The sequence below is a fragment of the Micromonospora vulcania genome (assembly GCF_042658605.1).
GTDB classification, from domain to species: Bacteria; Actinomycetota; Actinomycetes; order Mycobacteriales; family Micromonosporaceae; genus Micromonospora; species Micromonospora vulcania.
Genome location: NZ_JBHSQS010000005.1, coordinates 46,488 through 71,063, shown reverse-complemented (window position 1 = coordinate 71,063; position 24,576 = coordinate 46,488). Strand labels below are relative to the sequence as shown.

Annotated in this window: 22 protein-coding genes and 1 pseudogene; 19 read left to right on the top strand and 4 right to left on the bottom strand. The window is 72.0% G+C overall.

All coding sequences use genetic code 11. The features are described from left to right. Window positions 1-107: 107 nt before the first annotated feature. Window positions 108-1,121, bottom strand: a complete 1,014-nt coding sequence (locus ACFQGL_RS09485) for a hypothetical protein (RefSeq protein WP_377508573.1) — start codon at window positions 1,119-1,121, stop codon at window positions 108-110. A gap of 84 nt (window positions 1,122-1,205) precedes the next feature. On the opposite strand from ACFQGL_RS09485, the gene ACFQGL_RS09480 reads away from it, so the two are divergent. Beyond that, the gene (locus ACFQGL_RS09480) at window positions 1,206-2,246 is read left to right on the top strand and encodes a S66 family peptidase (RefSeq protein ID WP_377508570.1); all 1,041 of its coding nucleotides are present in this window, start codon (window positions 1,206-1,208) and stop codon (window positions 2,244-2,246) included. 41 nt (window positions 2,247-2,287) lie between these two features. Here the strand turns inward: ACFQGL_RS09480 and ACFQGL_RS09475 are convergent, their stop codons facing one another. After that, window positions 2,288-3,208 (bottom strand): cyclase family protein, encoded by a 921-nt coding sequence (locus tag ACFQGL_RS09475; protein ID WP_377508567.1) that lies wholly within the window; start codon window positions 3,206-3,208, stop codon window positions 2,288-2,290. 684 nt (window positions 3,209-3,892) lie between these two features. On the opposite strand from ACFQGL_RS09475, the pseudogene mfd reads away from it, so the two are divergent. The 4 genes and pseudogenes from mfd to ACFQGL_RS09455 all read left to right on the top strand — a co-directional run. Continuing rightward, window positions 3,893-7,369, top strand: a pseudogene (gene mfd, locus ACFQGL_RS09470) (transcription-repair coupling factor); the annotation flags it as partial. 47 nt (window positions 7,370-7,416) lie between these two features. Further along, complete coding sequence (locus tag ACFQGL_RS09465; protein WP_377508564.1) at window positions 7,417-8,235, top strand: hypothetical protein; 819 nt, start codon at window positions 7,417-7,419, stop codon at window positions 8,233-8,235. A gap of 2 nt (window positions 8,236-8,237) precedes the next feature. After that, window positions 8,238-9,230 (top strand): nucleoside triphosphate pyrophosphohydrolase, encoded by a 993-nt coding sequence (locus ACFQGL_RS09460; protein WP_377508561.1) that lies wholly within the window; start codon window positions 8,238-8,240, stop codon window positions 9,228-9,230. Window positions 9,231-9,394: 164 nt separating this feature from the next. After that, window positions 9,395-11,014, top strand: a complete 1,620-nt coding sequence (locus ACFQGL_RS09455; protein ID WP_377508558.1) for a DUF885 domain-containing protein — start codon at window positions 9,395-9,397, stop codon at window positions 11,012-11,014. Window positions 11,015-11,096: 82 nt separating this feature from the next. On the opposite strand, the gene nudC is transcribed toward ACFQGL_RS09455, so the two are convergent. Next, complete coding sequence (gene nudC / locus ACFQGL_RS09450) at window positions 11,097-11,957, bottom strand: NAD(+) diphosphatase (protein ID WP_377508555.1); 861 nt, start codon at window positions 11,955-11,957, stop codon at window positions 11,097-11,099. Then, the gene (locus tag ACFQGL_RS09445; RefSeq protein ID WP_377508552.1) at window positions 11,954-12,646 is read right to left on the bottom strand and encodes a hypothetical protein; all 693 of its coding nucleotides are present in this window, start codon (window positions 12,644-12,646) and stop codon (window positions 11,954-11,956) included. Before ACFQGL_RS09445 ends, nudC begins: the two co-directional genes overlap by 4 nt. Window positions 12,647-12,859: 213 nt before the next feature. Here ACFQGL_RS09445 and eno point away from each other — a divergent pair, with 213 nt between their 5' ends. The 14 genes from eno (at window position 12,860) to ACFQGL_RS09375 (ending at window position 24,530) form a co-directional block, all read left to right on the top strand. After that, window positions 12,860-14,143 (top strand): phosphopyruvate hydratase, encoded by a 1,284-nt coding sequence (gene eno, locus ACFQGL_RS09440; protein ID WP_377508549.1) that lies wholly within the window; start codon window positions 12,860-12,862, stop codon window positions 14,141-14,143. 32 nt (window positions 14,144-14,175) lie between these two features. Then, window positions 14,176-14,817 carry a septum formation initiator family protein gene (locus tag ACFQGL_RS09435; protein ID WP_377508546.1) on the top strand — a complete coding sequence of 214 codons (642 nt, stop codon included), beginning with the start codon at window positions 14,176-14,178 and terminating at the stop codon, window positions 14,815-14,817. Between the two features lie 34 nt (window positions 14,818-14,851). Continuing rightward, entirely contained in the window at window positions 14,852-15,409 is a 558-nt protein-coding gene (locus tag ACFQGL_RS09430; protein ID WP_377508543.1) for a DUF501 domain-containing protein, read from the top strand. After that, on the top strand, window positions 15,406-15,948 hold the full coding sequence (locus ACFQGL_RS09425; protein ID WP_377508540.1) for an amino-acid N-acetyltransferase: 543 nt from the start codon (window positions 15,406-15,408) through the stop codon (window positions 15,946-15,948). The genes ACFQGL_RS09430 and ACFQGL_RS09425 overlap by 4 nt, the downstream gene beginning before the upstream one ends. A gap of 53 nt (window positions 15,949-16,001) precedes the next feature. Beyond that, on the top strand, window positions 16,002-16,931 hold the full coding sequence (locus ACFQGL_RS09420) for a Ppx/GppA phosphatase family protein (protein WP_377509540.1): 930 nt from the start codon (window positions 16,002-16,004) through the stop codon (window positions 16,929-16,931). 158 nt (window positions 16,932-17,089) lie between these two features. Next, the gene (locus ACFQGL_RS09415; protein ID WP_377508537.1) at window positions 17,090-17,422 is read left to right on the top strand and encodes a PadR family transcriptional regulator; all 333 of its coding nucleotides are present in this window, start codon (window positions 17,090-17,092) and stop codon (window positions 17,420-17,422) included. Beyond that, window positions 17,419-18,390, top strand: a complete 972-nt coding sequence (locus ACFQGL_RS09410) for an HAAS signaling domain-containing protein (RefSeq protein ID WP_377508534.1) — start codon at window positions 17,419-17,421, stop codon at window positions 18,388-18,390. The genes ACFQGL_RS09415 and ACFQGL_RS09410 overlap by 4 nt, the downstream gene beginning before the upstream one ends. A gap of 130 nt (window positions 18,391-18,520) precedes the next feature. Beyond that, complete coding sequence (locus tag ACFQGL_RS09405) at window positions 18,521-19,027, top strand: LppU/SCO3897 family protein (protein ID WP_377508531.1); 507 nt, start codon at window positions 18,521-18,523, stop codon at window positions 19,025-19,027. A 217-nt stretch (window positions 19,028-19,244) separates the two neighbouring features. Continuing rightward, entirely contained in the window at window positions 19,245-19,931 is a 687-nt protein-coding gene (locus ACFQGL_RS09400; protein ID WP_377508528.1) for a dienelactone hydrolase family protein, read from the top strand. 19 nt (window positions 19,932-19,950) lie between these two features. Then, on the top strand, window positions 19,951-20,664 hold the full coding sequence (locus tag ACFQGL_RS09395; protein WP_377509537.1) for a uracil-DNA glycosylase: 714 nt from the start codon (window positions 19,951-19,953) through the stop codon (window positions 20,662-20,664). A gap of 20 nt (window positions 20,665-20,684) precedes the next feature. Then, window positions 20,685-21,488: a DUF4129 domain-containing protein gene (locus tag ACFQGL_RS09390; RefSeq protein ID WP_377508526.1), complete on the top strand. Its 804-nt coding sequence runs from the start codon at window positions 20,685-20,687 to the stop codon at window positions 21,486-21,488. Then, on the top strand, window positions 21,485-22,072 hold the full coding sequence (locus tag ACFQGL_RS09385) for a hypothetical protein (RefSeq protein WP_377508523.1): 588 nt from the start codon (window positions 21,485-21,487) through the stop codon (window positions 22,070-22,072). The genes ACFQGL_RS09390 and ACFQGL_RS09385 overlap by 4 nt, the downstream gene beginning before the upstream one ends. Next, a complete protein-coding gene (locus ACFQGL_RS09380; protein ID WP_377508520.1) occupies window positions 22,072-23,079 on the top strand; it encodes an AAA family ATPase in 1,008 nt (335 codons plus the stop codon). The genes ACFQGL_RS09385 and ACFQGL_RS09380 overlap by 1 nt, the downstream gene beginning before the upstream one ends. Continuing rightward, window positions 23,079-24,530: a DUF58 domain-containing protein gene (locus ACFQGL_RS09375; RefSeq protein WP_377508517.1), complete on the top strand. Its 1,452-nt coding sequence runs from the start codon at window positions 23,079-23,081 to the stop codon at window positions 24,528-24,530. The genes ACFQGL_RS09380 and ACFQGL_RS09375 overlap by 1 nt, the downstream gene beginning before the upstream one ends. The last annotated feature ends 46 nt before the right edge of the window (window positions 24,531-24,576 follow it).

Here is a 24,576-nt window from a genome sequence, read left to right as displayed (position 1 = left end):
AGTACGAAGGACAGCGCTGTCCGACTCCCTGGATGGTATCCGCGCCGGGCGGGATGTAAGGAAGGGCCCCTTGTTATCGCCTGGTGTATAGGAGGGGACCCTTGCAATCACTTTGCGGCGCGGACGGCCGCCCGGCGACCTCGTACCAGGGTCGCGGCGATCAGCGCGGCCAGCCCGAGCACCGCCCAGAGCGCCAGCCCGGCGACCGGCCAGCCGACCGAACGCCGGTCGAAGTACACCGCTGACTTGATCAGGTCGGTGGACAGCCCGGGCACGTTCCAGCGGTGCATCCCGCGTAACCAGGTGGGGAGGAACTCGGGGGCGTAGATGCCGCCGGAGCCGGGGTTGCCGAGCACCACCAGCAGCAGGATGACCAGCCCGGTACCGAGCACGCCCAGCCAGCCCTGGATCGCGGCGGCGACCATCGCGGCGGCGAAGGCGGCCAGCATGCCGGTGGCGGCGAGGGCCGGCAGGTCGTGGTGCCAGACGTCCAGCACCGGGCCGACGATCACCGCGCCGATGATGCCGAGCGCCACGCTGTGCGCCGCCAGCGCGCCGATGCGCAGGCCGGCACGGCGCAGGCTACGCGGGGTGGTGCCGAGGGCGAGGCCGAGCGCGGTCGAGGCCAGGTAGCCGCCGAGAACGAACCCGATGGCCAGGTAGAAGGGCACCAGGCCGCGCGGGTCGGCGTCGGCCACCGGCACCTGGTCGGTCACCCGCAGCGGCACCTGGGCCTGCTGGGCTGCCGGAGTGAGCACCTGCACGATCAACTCACTGGCGGCCGGGGCGCTGGCGGTGGCGGTGGTCAGGACGAGACCACCATCGGGTGCGGAGCCGAGCACCGCGTACACCTCGCGGCTGGTCAGGCCGTCGTCGGCGGCGCCCGGGTCGTCGTACTCGATGGCTTTGATCTTGTTGGTCCGGTCCCGGACGGCGGCCAGGACGGCCTGGGCGCGTTGGTCGCCCGCTGCGACCCCGACGGGCACGTCCCTGGGTGTGGGCTGGTGCAGCGCGCCGACGTAGGCGGCGATGAAGGCGGTGGCCAGCACCAGCGTGCCGAGCAACAGGCCGGCGGCACGGGGGAGCCAGTCCCGCACCCGGATCTCCGGCTCCTCGTCCACCAGGTCAGCCTAGGGTGGTATTTGCCCTGGTTAAGGCGTTTAGCCGGGCGGAAATTCGCTGGCCGGGGTCACTACCGTTTGATCATGGCGTCTCCGAATTACCCCGCGAAGCCAAAACCGGGAGACCGCGTCGCGGTCGTGTCACCGTCCGCCGGCCTGCCGGCTCTCTTTCCTGAGGTGTACGAGCTGGGGCTGCGCCGGCTGCGCGAGGAGCTGGGCCTGGAACCGGTGGAGTATCCGACCACCCGGGTGCTGGGAGCCGACCCGCGCGACCGGGCCCGCGACCTGACCGCGGCCTTCGCCGACCCGACGATCACCGCGGTGCTCGCCACCGTCGGCGGGGACGACCTGATCACGGTCACCCCGCACCTCGACGACGCGGTACTGCGCGCCAACCCCAAGCCCTACTTCGGGTACTCGGACAACACCAACGTGCTCAACCACCTCTACCGGCTGGGGATCGTGGCGTACCACGGTGGCTCGGTCCTGGTGCACCTCGGCCGGCCCGGCCGGCCGCACCCGCTGACCTTCGACTCGCTGCGGGCCGCCCTCTTCACCTCCGGTTGGTACGACCTTGCCCCGGCGGCAGAGTGGGGTGACCGGCCGAACCCGTGGTCTGAGCCGGAGACGCTGGCGTACGAGCCGGAGATGCTGCCGGGTGAGGGCTGGCGCTGGCAGGGGCCGGCGCGGGTGGTGCAGGGGCGTACCTGGGGTGGCTGCCTGGAGATCGTGCACTGGCTGCTGGCCACCGGCCGGGTGCCGTCGGCCGAGGAGTTGGCCGGGTCGATTCTGGTCTTCGAGACCTCCAACGAGCTGCCCACCGCGCAGGAGGTGTTCCGGATCGTGCGGAACCTGGGCGAGCGGGGGCTGCTCGCCGGCTTCCCGGCGATCGTCGTCGGCCGGCCCAAGGCATGGGACTTCGGCAAGCCGCTGTCGGTGCCGGAGCGGCTGGCGTGGGGCGCGGCGCAGCGGGACGCGATCACCCGAGCGCTCGACACGTACGCCCCGGACGCGGTGGTGGTCTTCGACGTCGACCTCGGCCACACCGACCCACAACTGATCATCCCGTACGGCGGGGAGATCCGGGTCGACGCCGTACAGCGCCGAATCGCGGTGCGCTACTGACCTGCTGCGTCACTGATCTGCTGCGTCACTGGCCTGGTGTGTTACCGACCTGCGTCGACGACGGCGAAGGCGCGGACCGGGAAGGTGCCCATGCCGGCCACCAGCGGCGGTGCGGCGGTGAACCGGAAGCCGCTCGGCGGCAGCGCGTCCAGGCCGGTCAGGTGCTCCACGATCGGAATGCCGGCGGCGAGCAGCGCGCTGTGCGCGGGGCGGGCACCACCGGCCGCCGGGCTCATGTCGTCGATGTTGATCGAGTCGATGCCGACCAGGGTCGCGCCGGCGTCGACCAGTGCCTGGGCCGCGTCGGCGGTGAGGTGTGGCGCATCCGACCCGCCGTACCGCTCGGTGCCGAAGTGAGCGTCCCAGCCGGTGTGCAGGAGCACGGCACGCCCGGCCACCTCGTACGGGGCCAGCAGCAGGCGGTCCACGGCCCGGGTGCCGGCCGGCACCCGGACCAACACGCCGGGCAGGTCGGCGAGTCGGTCCAACGGCACTCCGGTCAGGTCGTCGCCGTCGGCCCAGCGATGGGCGGGGGTGTCCAGGTACGTGCCGGTATTGGCGATCATGTCGATCCGGGCCACCCGGAACTCGGTGCCCGGCGCATAGTTCGCCCGGGACGCCGCGAAGGTCAGCCAGTCGCCGATCTGCGGCGCAGACCAGCCGGGCAGCGTGGTCATCCCGTCCCGGATCACGTGGCTCAACTCGACCAGTCGTCGACCGGCGCCGGACGAACCGACGGCGACGCCCCGGCCGCCCTTGTGCGCCTCTTCGATGATCGTCTTCGCGCTGATCCGGACCTCGGCGACCATCAACAGCCCGAGGTGCCGGACGAACAACGCCGCCAGATCCCCGTCGGTGATCTCCCGATCCGGGATGTCCAGCCGGAACCCCTCGGTACGCAGCCCGCCCCCGTTGGCGAAGCTCACCTCCGCGTCGAACTGCGCCCGCCACTGCCCACTCATCGCCAAACCCGATCACGACCAGCCACTCTCGTCAAGATCCACCCCTTGAGGCGGTCGTGCAGTCAGGCGCGCTCGCGCAACATCCAGGTTCTAGTGGTGTTCCAGGGAGTCGGAGGCCACTACAACCAGGATGTTGCGCGGATCTTGAGACCCGGAGGTGCGGATCTTGAGACCCGGAGGCGCGGATGTGGGCCTGGGGGCGGATGTTGGACCCCCGGGGGATGCGGATCGGGGACCAGGGCATCGGTCTTGAATCCGGGGGCGCGGATCTTGGACCTGGCGGGGGTGCGGGGAGCGCGGCGGTGTGGGACCTGGGCGGAAGGGGGTGGGTGTCGGTGCACGGGGATAGGCTGGTAGTCATGCACCCCCCGTCCGGCTGGACGCGGGGCCGCCGTCGTGTGCGTCGACTCCCCTGGAAGTGATCACATGCTCACCGGTCTGTTCTCCGCCGCCCTGGCCGACCCCGGGCTGACCCGGGCGCGTGACCTGGCGCGCTCCGGTGCCGCGCAGGTCGACGGTCTGGACATCACCGCCCCGCCCGCGCTGCGCCCGTTCGCCGTGGCGGCGGTCGCCGCGGATCCAGACAACGGCGCCAACAGCACCAACAGCACCAACGGCGCCAACAGCACCAACGGCACCAACAGCACCAACGGCGCCAACAGCACCAACGGCGGCAACAGCACCGGTGGGGGCGCCGGGCGGCCGGTGCTGGCGGTGACCGCCACCAGCCGGGAGGCCGACGATCTGGCCGCCGCGCTGGGTGGGCTGCTGCCGGCGGAGCAGGTGGCGGTCTTCCCGTCTTGGGAGACCCTGCCGCACGAGCGGCTCTCCCCGCGTTCGGACACGGTCGGCCGACGGCTGGCCGTGCTGCGCCGGCTGGCACATCCCGAGTCGGCCGACGCGTACGGCCGTACCGGGCCGTTGCGGGTGGTCGTGGCCCCGATCCGTTCGCTGCTCCAACCGCAGCTCAAGGGGCTCGGCGATCTGGATCCGGTGCAGCTCGCGGCGGGCGACGAGGCGGATCTGGAGGAGGTCGCCCGTCGGCTGATCGACATGGCGTACGCCCGGGTCGACCTGGTTACCAAGCGCGGCGAGTTCGCGGTGCGCGGCGGCATCCTGGACGTCTTCCCGCCGACCGACGAGCACCCGTCCCGGGTCGAGTTCTGGGGCGACGAGGTGGAGGAGATCCGCACCTTCGCCGTCGCCGACCAGCGGACCATCGACCAGGTGCCGCTGTTGTGGGCGCCGCCCTGCCGAGAGCTGCTGCTCACCCCGCCGGTCCGGGACCGGGCCGCGGCGCTGGCCGAGCAGCACCCCGAGCTGGCCGAGATCCTCGACAAGCTGGCCGAGGGCATTCCGGTGGAGGGGATGGAGTCGCTGGCGCCGGTGCTGGTCGGCCCCGACTCGCTGGAGTTGCTGCTGGACGCCATGCCGGCCGGCACCCACGTGCTGCTCTGCGACCCGGAGCGGATCCGCACCCGGGCGCACGATCTGGTGCGTACCTCTGAAGAGTTTCTCCAGGCCAGTTGGGCCGCCGCCGCGGTCGGCGGCCAGGCGCCGGTGGACGTCGGCGCCGCCGCGTTCCGCACGCTGGGCGAGGTCCGCGCCGCCGCCGGCAAGCTCGGCCAGCCGTGGTGGACGCTGTCCCCGTTCGGCCTGGTCGAGGGGGAGACCGCCGAGACGCGGCAGCCCTGGGAGGACGCGCCGGAGCAGGCCGCCGTCCGACCGGACGACGCCATCGCGGTGACCCTGGCTGCCCAGCCGGCCCCGCTCTACCACGGCGAGACGGCACGGGTGGTCGACGACCTCAAGCGCTGGGCCGGTGAGGGCTGGTCGATCGCGCTGGTCTTCGAGGGGCACGGGCCCGCCCAGCGGGCGGTGGAGGTGCTGCGGGACGCCGGGTTGGGTGCTCGGCTCGTCGAGGAGGTGCCGACCGCGCCCGTCCCGGGTGAGCTGGTGGTCACCTGTGGCGCGTTGAGCAGCGGGTTCGTCGACGAGGCGTCCCGCTTCGTGCTGCTCACCGGCAACGACGTGACCGGCGGCCGGGGCACCTCGACGCGGGACATGCGCAAGATGCCGAGCCGGCGGCGCAACACCATCGACCCGCTGGAGCTCAAGGCCGGCGACCACGTGGTGCACGAGCAGCACGGCATCGGCCGGTACGTCGAGCTGGTGCAGCGCACCGTCAACGGCGCAAGCCGGGAATACCTGGTCATCGAGTACGCGGCGAGCAAGCGGGGCCAGCCCGGTGACCGGCTCTTCGTTCCGACCGACCAGCTCGACCAGCTCTCCCGCTACGTGGGCGGCGAGCAGCCGACGCTGCACAAGATGGGCGGCTCGGACTGGCAGAAGTCCAAGGCCCGTGCCCGCAAGGCGGTCCGGGAGATCGCCGCGCAGCTGATCCAGCTCTACGCGGCTCGCAAGGCGTCCAAGGGTCACTCGTTCGGCCCGGACACCCCCTGGCAGCGGGAGTTGGAGGATGCCTTCCCCTGGCAGGAGACGCCGGACCAGCTCGCCGCGATCGACGAGGTCAAGCGGGACATGGAGCAGACCGTCCCGATGGACCGCCTGATCTGTGGCGACGTCGGCTACGGCAAGACCGAGATCGCGGTCCGGGCGGCGTTCAAGGCGGTACAGGATGGCAAGCAGGTGGCGGTTCTGGTGCCGACCACACTGCTGGTGCAGCAGCACTACAACACCTTCGCCGAGCGGATGAGCCAGTTCCCGGTGGAGATCCGACAGCTCTCCCGGTTCCAGACTCCGAAGGAGACCGAGCGGACGTTGGAGATGGTCGCCGACGGCACCGTCGACATCGTCATCGGTACCCACCGACTGCTGCAGACCGCCACCCGGTTCAAGCAGCTGGGTCTGGTGATCGTCGATGAGGAGCAGCGCTTCGGCGTCGAGCACAAGGAGCACCTGAAGACGCTGCGCGCCTCGGTCGACGTGCTGAGCATGTCGGCGACCCCGATCCCGCGCACCCTGGAGATGGCGATCACCGGCATCCGGGAGATGTCCACCATCGCCACCCCGCCGGAGGAGCGGCATCCGGTGCTCACCTTCGTCGGCGCGCACGACGACCGGCAGGTCGCCGCGTCCATCCACCGCGAGTTGCTGCGCGACGGGCAGGTCTTCTACCTGCACAACCGGGTCGAGTCGATCGACCGGGCGGCGCGGCGGCTGCGGGAGCTGGTGCCCGAGGCGCGGGTCGCGGTGGCGCACGGCCAGATGGGCGAGGAGGCCCTCGAAAAGGTGATGGTCGGCTTCTGGGAGAAGGAGTTCGACGTCCTGGTCTGCACCACCATCGTGGAATCCGGAATCGACATCCCGAATGCCAACACCCTGATCGTGGAGCGGGCGGACCTGCTCGGCCTGGCTCAGTTGCACCAGATCCGTGGCCGGGTCGGTCGGGGTCGGGAGCGGGCGTACGCCTACTTCCTCTACCCGCCGGAGAAGCCGCTGACCGAGCACGCCCACGAGCGGCTGGCCACCATCGCCCAGCACACCGAGCTGGGTGCCGGCATGTACGTCGCCATGAAGGACCTGGAGATCCGGGGCGCCGGCAACCTGCTCGGCGGCGAACAGTCCGGGCACATCGAGGGCGTCGGCTTCGACCTGTACGTGCGGATGGTCGGCGAGGCGGTCTCCGCGTTCAAGGGTGAGCGGCCGGAGGAGGAGGCCGATGTCAAGATCGACCTGCCGATCGACGCGCACCTGCCGCACGACTACGTCAGTGTGGAGCGGCTGCGCCTGGAGATGTACCGCAAGCTCGCCGAGGCACGCGACGAGGACCGGCTGCGCGAGGTAATCGCCGAGATGACCGACCGGTACGGCGAACCGCCCGCCCCGGTGCAGAACCTGGTCGAGGTGGCCCGGTTCCGCCTGCTGGCCCGCCGCTACGGCCTGTCCGACGTGTCGATGCAGGGCAAGCACGTCCGCTTCGGGCCGCTGCCACTGCCCGACTCGAAGCAGTTGCGGCTCAAGCGCTACCACCCGGACTCGGTCTACAAGCAGGCCACCGACCAGGTCAGCGTGCCCCGACCGAGCACCCGTCGGATCGGTGGCGAGCCGCTTCGCGACCAGGCGTTGCTCCAGTGGTGCGCCCAGTTGCTCTCCGACGTGTTGGGCGCCCCCGCCCCACTGGCCACCGCGGCCGGGTGAGGTGGGGGCCGTCACAACGCGGATCAGCCCATGAGAGAGTGACGGGCATGCGTGCTCGCCGTCTGATCGCCGCCGCCAGCGTCGCGGCCCTGGGTGTCCTCTCCCTCGCCGCCTGCGAAACTCCCGCAGGGGACGTCGCCGCGTACGTCGGTGACACCTCCTACTCGCTGGATCGGGTGAAGACGATCCACGACGAGGCGCAGACCAAGTACGCCGACCAGGTCCGCGCGGCGTTCCAGCAGCAGAACGGTCCGTCCGCGTCTCCCGCACCCGAGCAGCTGAAGCTGGACCTGAGCAAGCAGGACGTGCTCAACCTGCTCGTCGGTCTCGAACTGGCCAAGCGGGTCGTCGCCGAGAAGAAGATCCAGGTGCAGGACCAGATCACCGAGGGTCAGTTGGGTGAGGGCTTCGGTGTTCCCGGCACGGAATACCGGAAGCTCGCGGCCGACTGGTACGACCTGTTCATCGCGCTCCAGACGGCCCTGCCGGCGGCGGAGCTGACCGACGAGGCGCGCACCGAGGTCTACGACGGTCTGGTGAAGAGTGGGGTGGCCCCCGCCGGCTGGACCGTCGAGCAGCAGCGCGAACGGTTCGCCGACCCGGCCGTCGCCCGGCAGGTGGCCGCGGTGGTGGCACTCAGCGCGGCGTTCCGGGACGAGGTGAAGCGGCAGGACGTCGAGATCAACCCGCGGTATTCCACGCTGGAGATTCCGGCGTTGTTCGAGGTGCCGGGGAACAGCGGCGACATCCGCCGGTACGACCTGCCCTACCTCGAACTGGAGCCGTCGGTCACCGACCTGCCCAGCCAGGAGCCGCAACCTTCCACGTCGAGCGTGGACCCGGCGGCCGAGGGTACGGCCAGCTGAGCATGACGGCACGGATCGTCCTCCTGGTCACCTCGCCCCGGCTGCCGGCCGGCCTGCTGACCGCAGCCGCCTGGGATGTCGTACGCCAGCACCCGGTGTTGACCGGCGCGGAGAGCGAGCAGGTCACGGCGCTGCGCACGGCGGGGGCCGAGGTCAGCGTGGTGGATGGCCCGGCGACGCAGCCGCTGCTGGACGCGGTCGCGGCGCACGGCGTGGTGGTCTGGCTGGCCGGTCCGACCGGCGACGAGTCGCTGGCCCGGCAGTTGGGTCTGCGGCTGGCTCGGGAGCCGGGGTTGGCCGAGTTGGAGCTGATGTACGGCTCGTGGGATCCGCCGGGCGCCCGTCTGCTGGACGCGGTGGCCGTGCTGGACCGGTTGGCCTCGCCCGGCGGCGACCCGTGGAAGCGGGCGCAGACGCATCGGAGTCTCGCCGGTTATCTGCTGGAGGAGAGCTACGAGGCGTACGACGCGATTAGCGCCGGCGACACGGATGCGCTGCGCGAGGAGTTGGGCGACGTGCTGCTCCAGGTGGTGCTGCACGCCCGGCTCGCCGAGGAGTTGCCCGAGGATGAGCGGTGGAACGTCGACGATGTGGCCGGTGGCCTGGTCGACAAGATGATCCGGCGCAATCCGCACGTGTTCGCCGGTGCGGAGGCGGGCACGCTGGAGGAGATCACCGCCAACTGGGAGCGGATCAAGCAGACCGAGAAGGCGCGTGACTCGGTGCTGGACGGCGTGGCGATGAGCCAGCCCGCCCTCGCCCTGGCCGCACAGATCCTCGATCGCGCCGCCCGCAGAGGGGTGGCGGTTCCGCCCCCACCGCCGCACGAAGACTCAGACGCCGAAGCGGCCCTGGGCGCCGCCCTCCTGGCAACGGTGGCGGAGGCCCGCACAGCAAACCTGGACCCGGAGGCGGCCCTCCGCCGCGCCACCCTGGCCCACGCCCAAACCATCCGCGCAGCCGAGCCCGCACCCACCCCGGCCGAGCCACGTTGATCAAGAGGTTTGCGTCGAAACACAGCCCGAACCTGACGCAAACCTCTTGATTACCACTGCCGGCGGCGCTGGCGGCGCGCCGGCGGCACCGGCGGCACCGGCGGCACCGGCGGCACCGGCGGCACCGGCACCGGCGGCGCCGGGCGGTCGGTAGGGTCGGGGGGGTGGAAGCGTTTGGGGTGCTTGCCGAGCGGGTTGTCGAGGCTTTGCTGGAGAGTCGGCCGGGGGTTGCGACCGCGGCCGGGGATCACCGGTTTGACGACCGGTTGCCCGATCTGTCCTCCGACGGGTTGGCCGTTGATCGGGCGATGCTCTCCGACGCGGCGAACGCACTGTCCGAATTGGACCCCGACTCGCTGGACGTCGACGAGCAGGTGGACCACGCGCTGCTCACCTCGTACGTGGACCGGGAACTGTTCGAGCTGACCGAGATCAAGGCACACGAGTGGGACCCGCTGCACCACAACCCCGGCCCGCTGCTGCACGCACTGCTGGCCCGCCCGTACGCCCCGGCCGAGGTGCGGCTCACCCAGCTCGCCGGCCGGCTCGCCGCCGTACCGGATGCGCTGTCGACCGCCCGCGCGACGCTCCGGGACATGCCGCGGATCCACGCCGAGACGGCGGTCGGGCAGTTCACCGGCACGGCCGCGTTGATCCGTGACGAGCTGCCGGCGCTGATCGCCCAGGCCCCGAGCAGCCTTGACCGGGTGGAGCCGGCGGCCACGGCGGCCATCGCCGCGCTGGAGGAGTTCGTCGCGTGGCTGCGTACCGGTCTGGCCGCCGATGCCGGCCCGGGCCGCGATCCCCGGCTGGGTCGGCGCCGCTGGGAGGCTCGGCTCTGGCACACCCTGGACACCGAGCTGGGCGCCGCCGAGATCCAACGCCGCGCCTGGGCCAACCTGGACCGGGTCACCACGGAGATCCGCGAGGCGGCTGTCGAGCTGGTCGGCGGCCGAGCCGACGACGAGGCGGTACGCCGGGCGCTGGACGTGCTCGCCGCCGAGCACCCGGACAATCGGACCATCGTCGAGCTGGCCGGGGTGACCCTGGACGAGGCGACGGACTTCGTCCGCGCACACGACCTGGTCAGCCTGGTCGACGACCGGTGCGTGATCCAGGAGATGCCGGAGTTCGCCCGGGGCGTCGCGGTGGCGTACTGCGACTCGCCCGGCCCGTTGGAGACGGCGACGGTGCCGACGTTCTACTGCATCGCACCCACTCCGGCGGACTGGCCGGCGCATCGCGTGGAGTCGTTCTATCGCGAGTACAACGACCACATGGTGCGCAACCTGACCGTGCACGAGGCGATGCCCGGGCACTTCCTCCAGCTCGCCCACGCGCGCCGCTACGTCGGCGGCACCCGGGTCCGGGCGCTGGCCGAGTCCGGTCCCTTCATCGAGGGCTGGGCGGTGTACGCCGAGGAACTGATGGCCGGGCGTGGCTTCGGCGGTCTGCCGGTGCGGTTGCAGCAGCTCAAGATGCAGCTACGGATGACCATCAACGCGCTGCTCGACCAGTTGGTGCACGCCGAGGATCTGCCCGAGGCCGAGGCGATGGCGCTGATGACCGAGCGCGGGTTCCAGGAGGTGGGCGAGGCGGCCGGCAAATGGCGTCGGGCGCTGCTCACCTCCACCCAGCTCTCCACCTACTTCGTCGGCTACAGCGAGGTGGCCGAGATCGCCGCCGCTCGTCCGGCCGAGATGTCGGTGCGTGACTGGCACGACGCGATGCTCGCCCACGACTGCCCGCCCCCACGCCACCTGCGTACCCTGCTCGGCGTCTGAGCCCGCCGCGCCCGCGTCAAGATCTGCGCAACTCTTCCCCCGAACTTGCGCAGATCATGGAAAACCCCGGCCCGCGCCGGGGTCACGGCCGCGCGGCGGTCGCCGTCGCGTCGATCAGCCAGCGCGAGATGGAGTACGCGGGCGGCAGTTCCGCCGGCAGCGCATCCAGGCCGAACCAGCGGGCCTGGGTCAGCTCCCGGCCGTCGACCACCGGCTCGGCGTGCGGGTCGGCGGCACGGGCGGTGAAGCCGGCGAGCAGCACTCCGGGGCCGGAGATCGCCCACGGCTGACTGCCGAAGTAGGTCAGCCGGTCGACGGCCAGTCCGACCTCCTCGCCAACCTCCCGGTGCACCGCCGCCTCCAGCGTCTCACCGGCCTCGACGAAACCGGCGACCAGCGCCCACAGCCCGGTCGGGCCGGTGGCGTGCCGCACCAGCAGCAGCTCGTCAGGGCTGCCGGCCGCCCCGGGTCGGGTGATCGCCACCAACACGGCGGCGGAGAGCTGCATCGGCACGTACAGGCGGCATTCGGGGCAGCGCCGGGCGGTCTCGCCAGGCTGGTCGGTCAGCTCGGCCCGGCATGCGCCACACCACCGGTGGGTACGCCGCCAGGTGACGACGGCCAATGCCCGGCCGGCCAGCGTGGCGAGTGGCTCCGGCACCTCGGCGGCCAGCGCCGCCCAGCCTCGGGTCAGGCCGGGCAACTCGTCGGCGGTGGCCAGTTCGGTGGCCCAGGCCGGCACCCCGTCGAGGGTGCCCAGCGGCACCCAGTCGGTGTCGGCGGGCAGGTCGGCGACGCGCAGCGGGCGGCCGTCGGCGGTGGTCAGCAGCTTCGCGCCGATCACCGGCAGAGCCAGGTCACCGGCGGCGGGGGGCTGGCTCCGGTCGGACCCGGGCAGGAACCCGGCGGGCAGCATTCCGGGGCCGGCGGCCGTGTCGGTCACTGTCCGCCCGGGCGGCGGTCCACCACGCTGGCTCCCGCCGGCACGTCGAACGCGCTGCTCGCCACCGAATCCGAGTAGCGGCTGAGCGCCACCTCCATCGGTTTGCCGTCGACCGGGCCGGTGAAGCTGCCCAGCACACCCTCGGTGGTCACACAGGCGGTGAAGTCGCCGCCGGAGCTCTGCACCTCGACGCAGGTGGCGTGGTGCCCGGCGACGGTCGTGTCGCTCTGCTTGATCACCGCCGCCGGGTCGAGGGCGGCAGCGGTCAGCATCCCGACCACGACCGGCGGCGTGACCAGGCCCTGCTCGTTGGCCTCGCTGAAGAGCGCCACGGTGGGCTTGCTGCCCGGGGTGGGTGGTGCGACCAGGGTGCACACCGTGCGGCCGTTGGTCGCCGCGCATCGGGTGGTCGCGTCCGGGGTGACGGTCAGCCGCCCACCCGGGTACGTGTACGCGGAACGGGCCGGATCCTGCGCCTGCACGATCGCGGCGCTCTGCCCGCCGGGGAGCTGGTAGTCGGCCGAGTAGGTGAGTTCCAGTGCCCGGTCGAGCCGGGCGGCGAGGTCGTTGACCAGATCGGCCCGGCCCATGGCCCGGCCGGCGTCCTCGAATGTTTGACAGCCGGTGACGGTGAGCGACGCGATGACCGACACGGCGAGCATGCGGAGGGTGGTCGAGGCGGCGGGCATGGCGACCAGCCTGGTGGATCGGGTTGGCGCAGCGCAAACCCGTTGCCGGTTGACGCCCGGAAATCCGGGAATGTCCGTCACCGCGGGGCGACTCGGGTGCGCAGGCGACGCCGTGTCCGTTCCTGCGGCCCGATACGCTGCGTTCAACACCAGCCTCAGCCGCACCGTCGCGGCCCACAGATGGACCGGATCACAACAACGAGGAGCGACTCAGTGGCAACCATCGAGGGAATCGTCGCCCGGGAGATTCTCGACTCGCGGGGCAACCCGACGGTCGAGGTCGAGGTCGGCCTGGACGACGGCACGGTGGCCCGCGCCGCAGTGCCCTCCGGCGCCTCCACCGGTGCCTTCGAAGCGATCGAGCTGCGCGACGGTGACGCCGACCGCTACCAGGGCAAGGGCGTGGAGAAGGCGGTCTCCAACGTCGAGGACAAGATCGTCCACGAGATCATCGGGTACGAGGCCAGCGAGCAGCGGCTGATCGACCAGAAGATGCTCGACATCGACGGCACCGACAGCAAGTCGGAGCTGGGCGCGAACGCGATCCTCGGCGTCTCCCTGGCGGTGGCCAAGGCCGCCGCCGGCAGCGCCGAGCTGAGCCTCTTCCGCTACCTGGGCGGCCCGAACGCGCACCTGCTCCCGGTGCCGATGATGAACATCCTCAACGGTGGCGCGCACGCCGACTCGAACGTCGACATCCAGGAGTTCATGGTCGCGCCGATCGGCGCCCCCAGTTTCCGTGAGGCACTGCGCTCCGGCGCGGAGGTCTACCACGCGCTCAAGTCGGTGCTGAAGAAGAAGGGCCTGTCGACGGGGCTCGGCGACGAGGGCGGCTTCGCGCCGAACCTGCCGACCAACGCGGCGGCGCTGGACCTGATCGCCGAGGCGGTCGAGAAGGCCGGTTACCGGCTCGGCACCGACATCGTGTTCGCGCTCGACGTGGCGGCCACGGAGTTCTTCGACAACGGCACCTACACCTTCGAGGGCGCCGCGAAGTCCGCCGAGGAGATGAGCAACTACTACACCAAGCTGGCCGGCGACTACCCGATCGTCTCGATCGAGGACCCGCTGGCGGAGGACGACTGGACCGGCTGGCAGACGCTGACCGCGTCGATCGGTGACCGGGTCCAGATCGTCGGTGACGACCTGTTCGTCACCAACCCGCAGCGCATCGCCCGCGGTATCGCGGAGAAGTCGGCCAACGCGGTGCTCGTCAAGGTCAACCAGATCGGTTCGCTGACCGAGACCCTCGACGCGGTGGACCTGGCTCACCGGGCCGGCTTCAAGTGCATGATGAGCCACCGCTCCGGCGAGACCGAGGACACCACCATCGCCGACCTCGCGGTGGCCACCGGCTGCGGCCAGATCAAGACCGGCGCGCCGGCCCGCTCGGACCGGGTTGCCAAGTACAACCAGCTGCTCCGGATCGAGGAGGAGCTGGCCGACGCGGCGCGCTACGCCGGCGCCGGCGCGTTCCCGCGCTACCGTTCGGCCTGAGACGCGCGAAGCCTCGGGGGAGGGGTGTGACGATGCAGCAGCGCCGCACACCGGGTGGTCAGCGTCCCGCCCGCCGGCCCGGTCTGTCCGGCCGGCCGGGCGGCGGCCGGGCCACCCGGGGATCGGTCCGGGACGCCGGCGTACGCGCCGAGCCTCGGGGCGCCGCCGGTCGGGCCCCGGGCGCGGCCCGGGGCGCCGAGGGCGTGCGCTCCGCGAACCGTCCGGCCGCCGCTCGGCGTACCGCCGCCGGTGGTGCCGTCAAGCGGCTCGTCGCACCCCACCCCCGACGCTTCACCGGTCGAGCCACCGTGCTGTTCGCGGTGCTGATCGCGCTCGCCCTGGCCTACACCTACCCGGTCCGGGTCTACCTCGACCAGCAGACCGACATCGAGCGGATGGAAACGGCCCAGGCGGCGCAGGAGAAAGAGATCGCCGAGCTTGCCGCCGAGGCGGCCAAGTGGGAGGACAAGGCGTTCATCGAGACCAAGGCCCGGGAACGGTTCTTCATGGGCCGCCCCGGCGAGAAGTTGATGGTCGTGATGCACGACCCGGCGGGCGCCGCCCGGGACGCCGGAAAGCCGGCCGGGCCGGGCACTCCGGCTGGGCCGGTGACCTGGTACGACACCCTCTGGTCGAGCGTCCAGGCGGCGGACAGCCAGCGGCCGGGCAAGTGAACCACCGACCAGCGCACCAGGAGTGATGGGCACCGTGACTGTCGTACCCCCGCCGGAGTCGGCGGCGGATTCCGTACCCCTGCCGCAGCGGGAACCGGCCACCGAGGCCGACCTGGCCGCGGTGGCCGCGCAGCTCGGCCGCCCGCCCCGGGGCACCCAGGCGGTGGCCCATCGTTGTCCGTGCGGCCTGCCGGACGCGGTGGAGACGACCCCCCGGCTGGCCGACGGCACGCCGTTCCCGACGCTCTACTACCTGACCTGCCCCCGGGCCACAGCGGCGTGCAGCCGGCTGGAGTCGGCCGGGCTGATGAAGGAGATGGCCGAGCGGCTGGCGACGGATCCCGAGCTGGCCGCCCACTACCGGGCGGCGCACGAGGACTACCTCGCCCGTCGGGAGGCCATCGGCGACGTGCCGGAAATTGCCGGCATCTCGGCCGGCGGCATGCCGGGCCGGGTGAAGTGCCTGCACGTGCACCTGGGCCACGCGCTGGGTGCCGGGCCGGGCGTGAACCCGTTCGGCGACGAGACGCTGGCGCTGGTCGAGCCGTGGTGGACGGCCGGTCCGTGCGTGGACGTGCCGGCGACCGAATGAGCGCGGATGCCGGTTCCTCGGCGCCGAGCGCCGAGAACAAGATCCTGGTGCGGCGGGCCCGTACCGGGGATGTGCGGGGCATCCGGCGGTTGGTGGACACCTACACCGGCGACCGGCGGCTGCTGAGCAAGGCCACCGTCACCCTGTACGAGCAGGTGCAGGGGTTCCGGGTCGCGGTCCGGGCCGAGGACGACGTCGTGCTGGGCTGTGGCGCGCTGCACGTCATGTGGGAGGACCTGGCCGAGATCCGTACGGTCGCGGTGGATCCGTCCTGCCGGGGGCAGCGGATCGGTCACCGGCTGGTCGGCGAGCTGATCGACGCGGCCCGGGAGCTGGGCGTGGAGCGGATCTTCGTGCTCACCTTCGAGACCCGGTTCTTCGCCTCCTTCGGGTTCCGGGCGATCGACGGCGCCCCGGTGCCCCAACCGGTCTACGAGCAGCTGCTGCGCTCGTACGACGAGGGTGTCGCGGAGTTCCTCGACCTGGAGCGGGTCAAGCCGAACACGCTGGGCAACACCCGGATGCTGCTGCGCCTCTAGTCAGGGCCGACGGCACCCTGGCCTGCCGTAGGGTTGCTGCCGTGACGACGCGTGTGGCGGCCATCGACTGCGGAACCAACTCGATCCGACTGCTGGTCGCCGACCTGCCCGACCCGTCGGTCGGGCCGGAGGCGCCGCTGACCGACCTGAGCCGGCGGATGGAGATCGTCCGCCTCGGCCAGGGCGTGGACCGGACCGGCCGGCTGGCGCCGGAGGCGATCGAGCGCACCCGGGTCGCGCTGGCGTCGTACGCCACGGAGATCGACAAGCTGGGTGCCGAGCGGGTACGGATGTGCGCCACCTCGGCCACCCGGGACGCCGCCAACGCCGCCGACTTCACCGAGATGGTGCAGCGCACCCTCGGGGTCGCGCCGGAGGTCGTCAGCGGCGACGAGGAGGCACGTCTCTCGTTCACCGGTGCGGTACGCGGGCTGCCCACCGACGCGAAGGAACCCTTCCTGGTCGTCGACATCGGCGGCGGCTCCACCGAGTTCGTGGTGGGCGACCGGGCCGAGGGGGTGCGGTCGGCGATCTCGATGGACATCGGCTGCGTCCGGATGACCGAACGGCACCTGCACGGTGACCCACCCACCTTGGCCGAGATCGACGCCGCGCAGGCCGACATCGCCGCGGCGGTGGACCGGGCGCTCGCCGCGGTGCCCGGCCGGGAGGCGGCCACGCTGGTCGGTCTCGCCGGGTCCGTCACCACCGTGGTCGCCATCGCCCAGGGCCTGCGGGAGTACGACCCGGAGCGCATCCACCACGCCCGGGTGTCCTACGAGGCGGTGGCGGGGGTGACCGCCGATCTGCTCGGCAAGACCAGCGAGCAGCGGTTGGCGAACCCCGTGATGCACCCGGGGCGGGCCGACGTGATCGGTGCCGGCGCGCTGGTGCTCCGCGTGATCATGGAGCGGGCCGGCATGCCGTCGGTGGTCGCCTCCGAACACGACATTCTCGACGGCATCGCCTGGAGCCTCCAGTAACGTCCGATCGTGTCGACCTGGTCCCTGACCCTCTTGATCAGTATGTCCTGAGTAGTTGTCGAGACCTCCTTCCAACTGCTCAGCACAAAGTGATCACTCTGGAGCCGGTACGGCGATTTCGTTGACGGTATTTCGCACTGCACACTAGTGTGCAGTGCGTGGACACCACACAGTTGCTGAAGGGCGTGCTCGATCTGGCCGTCCTCGCCGTGCTCCGGGAGGAGGACGGCTACGGCTACGACATCCTGCGTCGGCTCCGCGAGGCCGGGCTGGAGGAGGTCGGCGACGCCTCGGTCTACGGCACGCTGCGGCGCCTCTTCGCCGCCGGCCTGCTCACCACCTACGTCGTGCCGAGCGAGTCCGGCCCGCACCGCAAGTACTACGCGCTCAACGCCGCCGGTCGTGACCAGTTGACCCGCTCCGGCAAGCTCTGGCGATCGTTCGCCACCACCATGGACAGTCTGCTCGACGATCGGGGGCTGGCGGCATGACCGTCACGGAGCAGGAAATCACCGACTACGTGGCGCGGGTCCGGGCCGCGCTCGCCGACCTGGCGCCCGCCCAGCGCGACGAGTTGACCGAGGACCTGGCCGACCACCTCGCCGAGTTTGCCGCCGAGACCGGCGGCACCCTCGTCGAGCGGCTGGGTGAGCCCGAGACGTACGCCGCCGAGCTGCGCGCCGCGGCCGGTGCCCCCGGCAGCGGGCGCAACCTCGACCAGCGGGTCGCCAGCGCGGTGGTCCGCGTCCGCCGCCGGCTGCGCGCGATCGACACGCGACTCGGCCCACCCCTGGGGTACGAGACGGCCAGCGACTTCCTCCGGTTGCTGCGCCCCGGCTGGTGGGTGCTGCGCGGCTACCTGGCGGCGATGCTGGTCACCGTGTTCAGCACGGGCGGCAGCTTCGGCCTGCTGCCCCGGTTCGGTGGAGAGTTGCTCGCCGGTCAGGTCATGCTGGTCGGTTTCGTGCTGGCCTCGATCTGGCTCGGTCGCCGCTCCGGGCGGTTGACCCGGTGGCCGCGTTGGGCACTGCACGCCGGCAGTCTGGTGTTGGTGATCTTCGCGCTCTCCGCGCTGGTCCAGGCGGAGGACCGGATGCGCTACGGCGACTACTACTACGACCCGACTTCGGTCGAGGACCCGTACGACCGGGTCCGGGACGTCTTCGTCTACGACAGTGAGGGTCGGCTGGTGGAGAACGCCCGGCTCTTCGACCAGAACGGTGATCCGATCCGGCTCGGCTACCCGGACTGCAGGGACCCTGCCGAGGCGTACAACAAGTCGGTTCTGCCGCCGTACCCGTACTGTCCGGAGCAGGCGCCCTTCGGGCCACGCGGCCCAGGCGCACCCGTCCCGCCGCAGGAGTCGACCGCGACGCCGACGCCGACCGCGACGCCAACGCCAACGCCAACCGTGACGCCGACGCCGACCGCGACGCCGACGCCGACCGTCACGGGTTGAACGGCCGTGTGAATTGGATCATGCATACGAAGCTGGGAAATAGCTGAACGGACGAGGCGAGCGGGACGACGCCGGAAATCAATGATCGTTACGGTGTCGTCTGCTCATCAACCCCTCGGAAGGACCCCCCGTGTCAGAGCAGGTCGCACCGCCCCCCGCGTCCGACGCCGTGCCGCCCCAGCCGGCCGGCGAGACGCCGTCGCCGATCGAGCCGGTGCCGCCGGCGCCGGTCGAGTCGGAGACGAAGAAGTCCGGTGCAAGCAAGGTGCTCAAGGTCGTTGGCGCGATCGTCGTCATCGTCGTCATCGCGGGCCTGAAGTTCGGCCTGGCCTCGGCGATCGGCAACTTCCTGAACAAGGACGAGACCGCTGACGCCAAGGTCGGCGACTGCATCGCCGAGCTGCCCGAGGTCAGCGGCACCAAGGAGGAGGAGGCCAACGACGCCAAGGTCGTCGAGTGCACCTCCACCGACGCGGCGTACAACGTGGTGGGTCGCGTGGACGGGCAGACCGAGGCCCAGGCCAAGGCCGGCACCGCCTGTGACCAGTACCTCAAGGAAGGCGAGGAGGGCTACCTCTTCTACAGCATCGAGCCGGGTAAGACGGGCTACCTGCTCTGCCTGACCAAGAAGGCCTGACCAAGAAGGCCTAACCGGCAGACTGGCACCAGCGCCGACGGCGGCGGGGGAAACTGTCCCCGCCGCCGTCGGCGTACCGGGAGTCACCGCCGAGCGAACGGGAGGTGAATGCCACTGTTCCGGCGTCTTCCCGGCGACGGCGCGGCATGGCAGGCTACCGGCACGTAGGACCACTGGGCGACCAGCCAACGATGACTGACCGCTAGGAGGACGGCCGATGGGCGAAATGGTTAGCTACCGCAGCAACGGGGGCACGAGCGAGGGGTATCTCGCGATACCCGCCAGCGGCACGGCCAGCCCTGCGGTCATCGTCATCCAGGAGTGGTGGGGCCTGGTACCCCACATCCGGTCGGTGGCCGACCGGTTCGCCGAGGCCGGCTTCGTCGCCCTCGCCCCGGATTTCTACCACGGTGCGACCACCAGCGAGCCGGACGAGGCGCAGCGGCTGCAGATGGCCATGCGGATGGACGAGGCCGCGAAGGACATCGCCGGTGCTGCCGACTATCTCGCCGCGCGGCCGGAGGTCACCGGTAAGGTCGGTGCCGTGGGCTTCTGCGCCGGTGGCAGCCTGGCCCTCTGGTCGGCCACCATCTCCGAGCGGATCGTCGCCTCGGTGGGCTTCTATCCCGTCCTGCCCTGGGAGGCGATGCGTCCCGAGTGGGCCGACTACGCCGGTAAGTCCGCCGTCATTCACTGCTCCGAAGAGGACGGCACCTCTGCCGGTGAGGGCGTTCAGACCGCCCGTCGGGCCATCGAGGAGGCGGGCGGCACCTGCCACCTCTACGACTACCCGGGCACCTCGCACGCCTTCTTCAACGACGACCGGCCGGAGGCGTTCGACCAGCGGGCGGCCGCCAGCGCCTGGGCCCGAACCCTGGAACTCTTCCGGGCCAAGCTTGGCTGAGCCGCGTACCCCCGAACAGGTGGTCGCCCGCGCCGCGCGGGCGACCGACCTGGCCGGCCTGGACGCCGCCGTCAGTGGCTGTTTCGCCTGCCCCCGGCTGGTGCAATGGCGCGAGGAGGTGGCTCGCACCCGGCGGGCAGCCTTCCGCGACCAGGAGTACTGGGGCCGGCCGGTGCCCGGCTTCGGCGCCGCCGACGCGCGGATCGCCATCCTCGGCCTGGCACCCGCCGCCCACGGCGGCAACCGCACCGGCCGGATCTTCACCGGTGACCGCTCCGGCGACGTGCTCTTCGCCGCGCTGCACCGGGCCGGGTTGGCCAACCAGCCGACCAGCGTCGCCGCCGACGACGGGCTGACGCTGCGGGACCTGCGGATCTTCGCGGCGGTCCGGTGCGCACCACCGGACAACAAGCCGACCCCGGTCGAACGGGACACCTGCGCGCCCTGGGTGCACCGCGAGGTCACGCTGATCCGGCCCACCCTGCGCGTCGTGGTCGCGCTGGGTGCGTTCGCCTGGGCCGCGTGGTGGCCGGTGCTGCGTCAGGTGTACGGGCAGCGCCCGCCCAGCCCGCGACCGGCGTTCGGCCATGGGGCACACTGGTCCGGCACGGCCGCACCGGAGTTGCTCGGCTGCTACCACGTCAGCCAGCAGAACACCTTTACCGGGCGGCTGACACCAGAGATGCTGGATGACGTCTTCGGCCGAGCCAAGCAGCTGGCCGGAGTGGACTGAGACTGCGTGGGGTGGTGGCGATGACGAACGGAACGCGCCCACCCACGCCGTACCCGGCCGCCGAGCAGGGCGTGCTGCGTCCGGCGCTCAGCCTGCTCCGTCGTTGGTGGCCGGTGGGTGCGGTCGCCGTCCTGCTGGCCGGGGCCGCGCTGGCCGCCACGAACTCGTCGATCGGGTCCAGTCGCATTCCGCCGGCCGCGGACAACGTCCCCTGGGTGCCCGAGTACCCGACGGCGGAGCCGTCGCCGTCGATTCCGATCGAGCCGCGGCAGGCCGGCGAGGCGACCCAGGCGCACATCCCGCAGTGGGTCGCGACGGTGGCGATGTGGCTGCTCGGGTTGGCCATCCTCGCCGCGTTCGGCTACCTCATCTGGATCCTGATCCGGGGGGTGGTGCGCCGTACCACCCGGGCGCTGCCCAAGCAGCGGGCCCGGGGCACGGCCGAGGGCACCGCCCGTGAGGTGGTCGCCGCCCTCGACGCCGGCCTGCTAGAGCTGGACGACCGGGACACCGACCCGCGCGTCGCGGTGATCGCCTGCTGGGTGCGTCTGGAGGAGGCCGCCGCTACGGCCGGTGTTCCCAGACGGCCCGGCGACACCCCCACCGACCTGGTCACCCGCCTGCTGCGCGGTGACCCGGAGGCCGGTGTGCCGGCCATCGTGAGTGCCGACGTGCTGGCCGAGTTCGCACACGTCTACCGCGAGGCCCGGTACGCCACCCACCCGGTCGACGAGCGCACCCGCGACCAGGCCCGCGCCGCGCTGCGCCGGCTGCGCGGCGAACTGGCCGCCGTGACGCAGAGTGCCACCGAGGTGCCGGCATGAGCGGCAGCGCCAGCATCGACGACCTGCTCACCTTCGAGGAGGATCGGGCCAGGCACGACGAGCCGGAGCGGGGCGGCAGGTTCGGGCGGATCATGCGCGCCCTGGCCGGCATCGCGGCGGTGGTCGCGGTGCTGGTCGTCGGCCTGCGAGCGGTCGGCCTGCAGGTCTCGCTGCTGATCCTGATCGCCGGGGTGTTCGCCGTGTTCGTGGTACGCCGGGTCGTCGCCGCCCTCGCGCCGCCGCCGATCTCGACCGGGTCGCGGGCCCCGGCCACCCACGACGACGACGCCACCTGGAACTGGGGTGCCCGGGACGCGCTGCGTACCGCGATCAACGGGTGGGAGTGGCCGTTGGACTGGTCCAACACCCGGCCCGAGCGCTTCACCAGCGTCGTCCTGCCCCGCCTCGCGGAACTGGCCGACGAGCGGCTGCGCCTGACGCACGCCGTGACCCGTGAGTCTGATCCGGCTCGCGCCCGTGTCCTGCTGGGCGACCGGCTGTGGACCTTCCTGGAGAGCCCGCCCCGCCGCCCTCCGTCGCCGCGCGACCTCGCGGTGATCGTCGCCGAACTGGAGAAAATCTGATGAACGACGTGGACCGGAGCATGCCCGCCGCCGAGGTCGGCCAGTTGGCCCGGGCGGTCCTGGACGCGGTCGGCTCGGTCATGGTCGGCAAGCGGGACGCCCTGGAGTTGGTCCTCGCCGGGATCCTGGCCGGCGGCCACGTGCTCCTGGAAGACCTGCCCGGGCTGGGCAAGACGCTCACCGCACGCTCCTTCGCCCAGGCGCTGGGGCTGGACTTCCGTCGCCTCCAGTTCACTCCCGACCTGCTGCCGGCGGACGTCACCGGCTCGTTCCTCTACGACCAGCGCAGCGGCGACTTCGCCTTCCGCGCCGGTCCGGTCTTCACCAACCTGCTCCTCGCCGACGAGATCAACCGGACGCCACCGAAGACGCAGTCCGCGCTGCTGGAGGCCATGCAGGAGAAGCAGGTCTCGGTGGAGGGTGTGACCTACAAGCTGGACGAGCCGTTCCACGTGCTGGCGACCGCCAACCCGATCGAGTACGAGGGCACCTACCCGCTGCCCGAGGCGCAGCTCGACCGGTTCCTGCTCCGGGTCTCCTTCGGCTACCCCGAGCGGGAGGAGGAGTGGGAGGTGCTGCGCCGCCGGATGAGTCGCCGCCGCGAGGAGGCCGAGATCAAGCCGGTGGTCGACGCGGCAACCCTGCGGGCGATGCAGGCCGCCCTGGAGGACGTCGAGGTGGAGGATTCGATCGGCCGGTACATCGTGGACCTGACCGCCGCCACCCGGGAGCACCCGTCGGTGCTGGTCGGCGCCTCGCCACGCGGCTCGCTCGCGCTGCTGCTGCTGGCCCGGGTCCGGGCGGTGTTCGGCGGTCGGGACTACGTGGTGCCGGAGGACGTCAAGGAGGTCGCGGCGCCCGCGCTCGCGCACCGGATCACCCTGCGCCCGGAGATGTGGCTGCGCCGGGTCGACCCGGCGTTCGTGGTCGGCGAGGTGCTGGCCGGCACCCCCGTTCCGGCCAGCGGTGCGCTGCCCAGCTACGCCGCCGGCGGGCACCGGCACTGATGACCGGACCGACCGTGCCCGCACCGCGAGCCGCCGAGCCGGAGCCGGCCGCCGGCTGGGCACCCACCCGGGCCCTCGGCCGGGCGGTGCTGATCGCCGGGCTGCTGCTGGTGGCGGCGGTGCTGCTGGGGCGGGTCGACCTGATCGTGCTGGCGACGCCGTTCGCGCTCGGCACCGCGTACGCCTTGCGCCGCCGACCCACCGCGTTGCCGCAGGTCTGGATCAGCCCCGGCGACGACGGGCCGCTGGTCGAGGGCGGCGAGGTGACGGCGGTGGTGAGCGTCGGCAACCCGGACACGGTCGACTACGACCTGGTGGTGCTGCGGACCCGGGTCTCGCCGTGGCTGCGGATCGAGCGGGCCGGCTTCGCCGTCGCCGGTCCGGACGACGAGGCGACGTCCGCCCCTGAGGCGAAGCCGTTCGGGGTCGTGTCGCCGCCGGGCGGCAGCCGTCGGCCCGTCGTCGACCGGCCGTTCGTGACCTCGGTTCCCACCGCCTCGGCGGTGGACCTGGAGTTGGCCGGGAAGGCCCGGCGCTGGGGTCGGCACCCGGTCGGCCCGGCCGGTGCCCGGGTCGCCACGGCGGCTGGCCTGCTGATCTCCCGGGCCGTGCTCACCGAGCCGGTCCGGGTGCGGGTCTACCCGCGTACCGAGCCGTTCGAGGCGGTGGAGGCGATGCCGCGGGCTGCGGGCCTGGTCGGGGCACACCACTCCCGTCGGCCGGGCGAGGGCGGCGAGCTGGCCGGCGTCCGGATCTTCGCCCCCGGTGACCGGCTGCGCCGGATCGACTGGCGGGTCTCACTGCGCGCCCGGCAACTGCACGTGGCGGCCACCCTCTCGGACCGGGACGCCGAGGTGGTGGTGCTGCTCGACGTGCTCGCCGAGGCGGGCCGCTCCGGCGGGGTGGGCGGTGCCGCCTCGGTACTGGACACCACCGTGCGGGCCGCCGCCGCGATCGCCGAGCACTACCTACATCGAGGTGACCGGGTCTCGATGCTGGAGTACGGGCCGGGAGCCCGCCGGCTGCGTCCGGCCGCCGGCCGCCGGCAGTACCTGACCGTGCTGGAGTGGCTGCTCGACGTACGCGCCGAACACTCCCCGCACGAGCCGTACGACCAGGTGTTCGGTCCGCAGGTGCTGTCCTCGGACGCGCTGGTGGTGGTGCTCACCCCGCTGCTGGACGAGCGCTCGGCGCAGATGCTGGCTCGGCTGGCCCGCTCCGGCCGGTTCGTGGTGGCTGTCGACACCCTGCCGACCGACCTGACGCCTCCGAAGGACCGGGGCTGGGCCGAGGTGGCGTACCGGCTGTGGCGGCTGGACCGGGAGACCATGATCGGCCAGCTCCGGGAGCACGGCGTGCCGGTGGTGCGCTGGGCCGGTGCCGGCAGCCTGGACGAGGTGCTGCGCGATGTCGCCCGAATGGCCACCGCCCCACGGGTCGGTGGCCGGTGAGCGCGCGGAGTGCGGTCGCGAGCCCCGCGGTCGCGAACCCGAAGGC

What these genes read in the sequence shown, in the direction of transcription:
- ACFQGL_RS09410 (WP_377508534.1), top strand. Translation starts at nt 17,419, where the DNA reads ATGACCGTCACGGAGCAGGAAATCACCGACTACGTGGCGCGGGTCCGG.
- ACFQGL_RS09435 (WP_377508546.1), top strand. Translation starts at nt 14,176, where the DNA reads ATGCAGCAGCGCCGCACACCGGGTGGTCAGCGTCCCGCCCGCCGGCCC.
- ACFQGL_RS09425 (WP_377508540.1), top strand. Translation starts at nt 15,406, where the DNA reads ATGAGCGCGGATGCCGGTTCCTCGGCGCCGAGCGCCGAGAACAAGATC.
- ACFQGL_RS09480 (WP_377508570.1), top strand. Translation starts at nt 1,206, where the DNA reads ATGGCGTCTCCGAATTACCCCGCGAAGCCAAAACCGGGAGACCGCGTC.
- ACFQGL_RS09460 (WP_377508561.1), top strand. Translation starts at nt 8,238, where the DNA reads ATGACGGCACGGATCGTCCTCCTGGTCACCTCGCCCCGGCTGCCGGCC.
- ACFQGL_RS09375 (WP_377508517.1), top strand. Translation starts at nt 23,079, where the DNA reads ATGACCGGACCGACCGTGCCCGCACCGCGAGCCGCCGAGCCGGAGCCG.
- ACFQGL_RS09380 (WP_377508520.1), top strand. Translation starts at nt 22,072, where the DNA reads ATGAACGACGTGGACCGGAGCATGCCCGCCGCCGAGGTCGGCCAGTTG.
- ACFQGL_RS09390 (WP_377508526.1), top strand. Translation starts at nt 20,685, where the DNA reads ATGACGAACGGAACGCGCCCACCCACGCCGTACCCGGCCGCCGAGCAG.
- ACFQGL_RS09385 (WP_377508523.1), top strand. Translation starts at nt 21,485, where the DNA reads ATGAGCGGCAGCGCCAGCATCGACGACCTGCTCACCTTCGAGGAGGAT.
- ACFQGL_RS09445 (WP_377508552.1), bottom strand. Translation starts at nt 12,646, where the DNA reads ATGCCCGCCGCCTCGACCACCCTCCGCATGCTCGCCGTGTCGGTCATC.
- ACFQGL_RS09475 (WP_377508567.1), bottom strand. Translation starts at nt 3,208, where the DNA reads ATGAGTGGGCAGTGGCGGGCGCAGTTCGACGCGGAGGTGAGCTTCGCC.
- ACFQGL_RS09400 (WP_377508528.1), top strand. Translation starts at nt 19,245, where the DNA reads ATGGGCGAAATGGTTAGCTACCGCAGCAACGGGGGCACGAGCGAGGGG.
- ACFQGL_RS09465 (WP_377508564.1), top strand. Translation starts at nt 7,417, where the DNA reads ATGCGTGCTCGCCGTCTGATCGCCGCCGCCAGCGTCGCGGCCCTGGGT.